At 33.8% G+C, this 4,377-nt stretch carries 7 protein-coding genes and 1 tRNA gene; 4 read left to right on the top strand and 4 right to left on the bottom strand.

Annotation, left to right across the window (positions count from 1 at the left end; genetic code table 11):
* Both AA81_RS13190 and lepB read left to right on the top strand, forming a co-directional pair.
* The coding region (locus AA81_RS13190) for a 50S ribosomal protein L19 (RefSeq protein WP_146050326.1) at window positions 1–90 on the top strand (90 nt) is incomplete at its 5' end.
* 5 nt (window positions 91–95) lie between these two features.
* A complete protein-coding gene (lepB, locus tag AA81_RS13195) occupies window positions 96–1,061 on the top strand; it encodes a signal peptidase I (protein ID WP_103899290.1) in 966 nt (321 codons plus the stop codon).
* A 49-nt stretch (window positions 1,062–1,110) separates the two neighbouring features.
* On the opposite strand, the gene AA81_RS13200 is transcribed toward lepB, so the two are convergent.
* Window positions 1,111–1,198: transfer RNA gene (locus tag AA81_RS13200), tRNA-Ser, on the bottom strand.
* A 60-nt stretch (window positions 1,199–1,258) separates the two neighbouring features.
* Here AA81_RS13200 and rsmG point away from each other — a divergent pair.
* Window positions 1,259–1,936, top strand: coding sequence for a 16S rRNA (guanine(527)-N(7))-methyltransferase RsmG (rsmG, locus tag AA81_RS13205; protein WP_169926293.1), 678 nt, complete (start codon window positions 1,259–1,261; stop codon window positions 1,934–1,936).
* A complete protein-coding gene (locus AA81_RS13210; protein WP_103076253.1) occupies window positions 1,933–2,712 on the top strand; it encodes a lipoate--protein ligase family protein in 780 nt (259 codons plus the stop codon). The genes rsmG and AA81_RS13210 overlap by 4 nt, the downstream gene beginning before the upstream one ends.
* On the opposite strand, the gene AA81_RS13215 is transcribed toward AA81_RS13210, so the two are convergent.
* The 3 genes from AA81_RS13215 to AA81_RS13225 all read right to left on the bottom strand — a co-directional run.
* The gene (locus tag AA81_RS13215; protein WP_103076254.1) at window positions 2,687–2,968 is read right to left on the bottom strand and encodes a hypothetical protein; all 282 of its coding nucleotides are present in this window, start codon (window positions 2,966–2,968) and stop codon (window positions 2,687–2,689) included. The genes AA81_RS13210 and AA81_RS13215 overlap by 26 nt on opposite strands.
* A complete protein-coding gene (locus AA81_RS13220; RefSeq protein ID WP_103076255.1) occupies window positions 2,969–3,955 on the bottom strand; it encodes a flagellar basal body P-ring protein FlgI in 987 nt (328 codons plus the stop codon). It lies immediately after the preceding gene.
* A 12-nt stretch (window positions 3,956–3,967) separates the two neighbouring features.
* The coding region (locus tag AA81_RS13225; RefSeq protein WP_146050406.1) for a flagellar basal body L-ring protein FlgH at window positions 3,968–4,377 on the bottom strand (410 nt) is incomplete at its 5' end.

The following is a 4,377-nucleotide window of genomic DNA, read 5'->3' on the forward strand; positions in this document are numbered from 1 at the left end:
GTCTTGAAAAAAGGTAAAGTTAGAAGGGCTAAACTTTATTACCTGAGGGATGTTAAAGGAAAAATAAGGATTAAAGAGAGGAAGGATTGAGCCTTTTGAAAGAGGCTACTAAGAAAAAAATTAAAGATGAAACCTTAGATTGGATTTACGCCATAATATATGCACTAATATTCGGAACAATTATTAGATTGTACGTGTTTGAAACAATGATGGTTCCAACTCCTTCTATGGTTCCAACAATCCAGGTATACGACAGGTTGTTTGTAGAAAAAGTTACTTATGAATTTGCTGAACCAAATAGAGGCTCGATAGTGGTTTTTTGGACACCTTTTGTGGATATCAGGGCACAACAACAGTTACGTGCTTTTGATAAGTTTATGGATTTTTTTGCTCCAGCAAAATTTGAAGGCCATGTAAAATATGTGAAGAGATTGGTGGGGAAACCGGGTGATACCTTGAGATTGGTACCGGTCGAAGAAACGTTTTGGGAAGATATTAAAAACGGAGAAATTCAAAATACTCCCGATTGGTTAGATTTTATTATTGATTATTATGAAAGTGTGGATTATATCCCAACCCAGATAAAAAACAAGGTTTCAAAACTTGAAATAAACGGCGAAATACTACCTGAATTTGAAAATATTTATTATTTAAGAGATGCAATATTTGAAGATCCTAAATTCTTTGATTATATAGCCTATCCTGATAAATACAGTTATGAAATCGCTACATCTGATTTATTTTTTATGTATAAAGATAACTTCACAGGCAGATTGATACCAGCAAAACCCACTATTGAATGGTACAAAGAAATGAGAGATACACTCTTATTTACTAATTTTTATGAAAACGAACTTTCAAAATTGGATTTACCTTCTTTAATATTCAAAGATGAAAAAGGCCTCGTAAATGTGAAAATTCCAGAAGGATACTATTTTTTCATGGGTGATAATACATTGGAAAGTCAAGATAGCCGCTTTTTTGGATTTGTTCCTGTTGAGAACGTAATTGGAACAACTTTTTTAAGAATTTATCCGTTTGACAGATTTGGAAAGATATAGCTAACCCTATCAAAAAAACCGCCAAAAGGCGGTTTTTTAAGTTTAAAACTGGCGGAGACGGTGGGACTCGAACCCACACGGGGTGTAACCCCATCGGTTTTCAAGACCGACGCCTTAGCCAATTAGGCTACGTCTCCACCAATACGAACGAAATGTCCAATCCAAGGGAATTATATCATATAAGGAGCGTTTTGTCAATGAAAGAATCAGATGAAAAGGCCAAAAAAATTAATAAATATATTAATATGTTAGTTAACTATCCTGTAAATTTGACCGCTTATCAAAACCAAAAAGATGCCTATGAAAACTTGATTTTAGATAGTATAATTTCTATAGAGGCAGAAGACAGCTTTTTAAATTCAAAAAGAATTGTAGACATGGGAACCGGCGGAGGTATACCTGGTTTAGTATGGGCTATATACTTCCCAGAAAAAGAATTTTACCTAGTAGACAGCATATCAAAAAAGATACAGGCTTTGAAAATTTTTATAAAAGAGCTAAAATTAACTAACGTTTATTTGTTCTGTGAAAGAGCAGAGGATTTTGCAAAAACCCATAGAGAATATTTTGACTTTGCCACATGTAAAGCGTTAGCCAGAAGTGATATTGCATTAGAATATTTGACACCACTCGTGAAAGTAAATGGCTTTATATCTCTATTCAAAGGCCCATCATACTTCAAAAATGAGAAAAAATATACACAAAACGTGTTGAAAAAGCTGAATATAGCTGAGTTTAAAGAAATCGAATACGAAATTGGAGAAGACAAGAAGAAAAGGTATTTTATACTTTTTAAAAAAATTGGAACAACCCCCCAAAACTTTCCAAGGCAAGTAGGGATTCCAAAAAAATTTCCTTTAGGAGAAATCAAATGATAAAAATAATTGTTGACGAACCTTATGAGGGTTCTATGAATATGGCATTGGATATATCCATAGCCAAACTAAGTACAATTAGAAAAATTTCTACTTTAAGGATCTACCAATGGAAATACCCCACCTTATCCCTTGGGAAACATCAAAAAACGAACAACCTAAACTGGGAGTTTATAAAAAGTAACAATATTTCTATTGTAAGAAGACCCTCAGGTGGGAGAGCGGTTTTACATAATAATGAAATAACCTATTCGTTTTCAACTTTTGTTAGCAACAAAAACTTACCAAATAATCTACTTGCCAGCTACATGAAAATCTCTCAAGCGTTAATAAGATCGTTACACGCATTAGGAATAGAAGCGGATCTTGAAAGGTCAAAAAAAGAAGGAGTAACCAAAGACCTTTGCTATGACGCCCCTTCATTTTATGAGGTGAAAGTTAACGGAAAGAAACTAATTGGAAGTGCCCAATACAGAACGGCAAATTTCATTCTCCAACATGGTTCAATTCCAATTAAGCATGATTATGAAACCTACATTAATTCTTTTAAATACTCTCATACTGATTGGATAAAACGGCATTTAATTAGTTCTACTATCGATTTAGAAACAATTTTAAAAAAACCTATTTCAAAGATAGAAATAGTCAGAGCTTTTGAAATAGGTTTTAAATCAGTCTTCAAAGAAGAAATATCAGAAGGCTTTTTAGAACAAGAAGAAATAATTCTTGCACAAAAAATGAAAAATAATTTTATCGTTCTGGAGGAAAAGAATTAACAATTTGGTTCACCAATGGCTTTAAACTTTGTTGAGTCAATAGATTAGCATATTCAACATTTATCCATTCTTTAATCCATTTCTCAGCGTTTGATTCAGGAATTAATTTATCCTTTTTAAATAGGTCATCATCTTGGGCAGAGTTCAATATCTTTGCAAAGATATCCGACACAAAAGCTTCAGTCGCGTCTCTTACGCCTATTTCATTATAATTTATACCAGATACATTAAATGCAGGCCCAATTATGTTTGCCATTTACATCACCACCAAGTCAGCATATATGTAAGCTTGAGCGCTTTGAATAATTGCAATTATATCTTGAGGAGTTGCTCCAGCCGTTTTCAAAGCTGTAATCAAATTTGAAACCGTTGCAGGTTTTCCACTTATTTTCCCGTTTTCAACACTTACACTGAAGTTACCATAACTAACGGTGAAATCTGCTATTTCAACATCTCCTCCAAGAACTATTGTTCCTGTTTTTTCGTTGATTACTATCTTGGCTTTTACATCGGGAGTAATCTCTATCTCTTCAATTAAAGCTAAAAAAGATATGATATCCTCTTCAAAATATTTTGGAACTTCTATTCTAATCGAAGATGGATCAAGAGCTTTTGCTATTTTTAATGAAAAAGTTGAATTTATTGCGTTGGCAACTCTCGCCGATGTTGTTATATCTGGTTGTTTCAAGTTGATAGTTACCGTATTTTCATTTACAATCTGTGCAGGAATTTCTTTCTCTATAATTGCCCCTTCAGGGATATACCCAACAACTTTGTATCTGTCTTGTAGGTTAGATGATGAACGGATATTGGCTCCACCAGTTAAGACATTCCCTTGTGCAACAGCATACACTTTATTATCAGCACCATAAAGAGGTGTTTGCATTAAGACTCCATTTTCAATTGAATCAGAATCTCCTATAGCAGCTACAGTAACGTCTAATCTCATACCTTCCTTGTAAAAAGAAGGTATATCAGCAAAGACCATAACAAGCGCTGTATTTTCTGTTTCTACATAAGAGGTAAGATTGATGTTAAAATTAGCCAGCATATTGTTTATCATCTCAGAGGGTACATCCCCTGAATCACCGCTACCATCTAAACCCGTAACTAAACCGATTCCAAATAATTGATTGTCCCTTGCACCTCTGAAATTAGATATATCTTTTATTCTAACTCCAGCAAAGGCATATATATTAACAATTAAAATTAATAAAAAGGTGACAAATAAATTTTTTCTCATTTTGACTCCCTTCTAAAAGAATATATTTGCTATTCCTGAAAGTATGGACGTTAACCATGATGGTTCGCTAGGATCCTGCTGGAAAACTATATCTCCATCGTACCAAATTTTTGCATTCGCTAAACTAGAAGAGTAAATAGTTCCATCTTTTGCAATGTTTTTTGGAGAAACGTAGCCTTCAACAATCATAGTATTTCTGTTGTTACCCACCTTAATTTCCTTTTCTCCTCTAATTTTTAAAAGTCCGTTTTGGTCCTCTTCTTGGATTATTGCGGATACAAATAGTTGAACCTCTGCAGAAGAAGAGGCACTTTTTTGATCATTTTGTACACTAACCTGCGTTGGATCTCCAGCCCCTATGGGCAAAAAATTGGATAAATCTACCCCTCCTATATTTGTAACTATACTGTCTTTAGAAACTC

Source organism: Petrotoga halophila DSM 16923 (genome assembly GCF_002924615.1).

Coding starts and splice junctions, on each gene's coding strand:
- rsmG (WP_169926293.1), top strand. CDS start 1,259: ATGAAAGAATCAGATGAAAAGGCCAAAAAAATTAATAAATATATTAAT.
- AA81_RS13215 (WP_103076254.1), bottom strand. CDS start 2,968: ATGGCAAACATAATTGGGCCTGCATTTAATGTATCTGGTATAAATTAT.
- AA81_RS13210 (WP_103076253.1), top strand. CDS start 1,933: ATGATAAAAATAATTGTTGACGAACCTTATGAGGGTTCTATGAATATG.
- AA81_RS13220 (WP_103076255.1), bottom strand. CDS start 3,955: ATGAGAAAAAATTTATTTGTCACCTTTTTATTAATTTTAATTGTTAAT.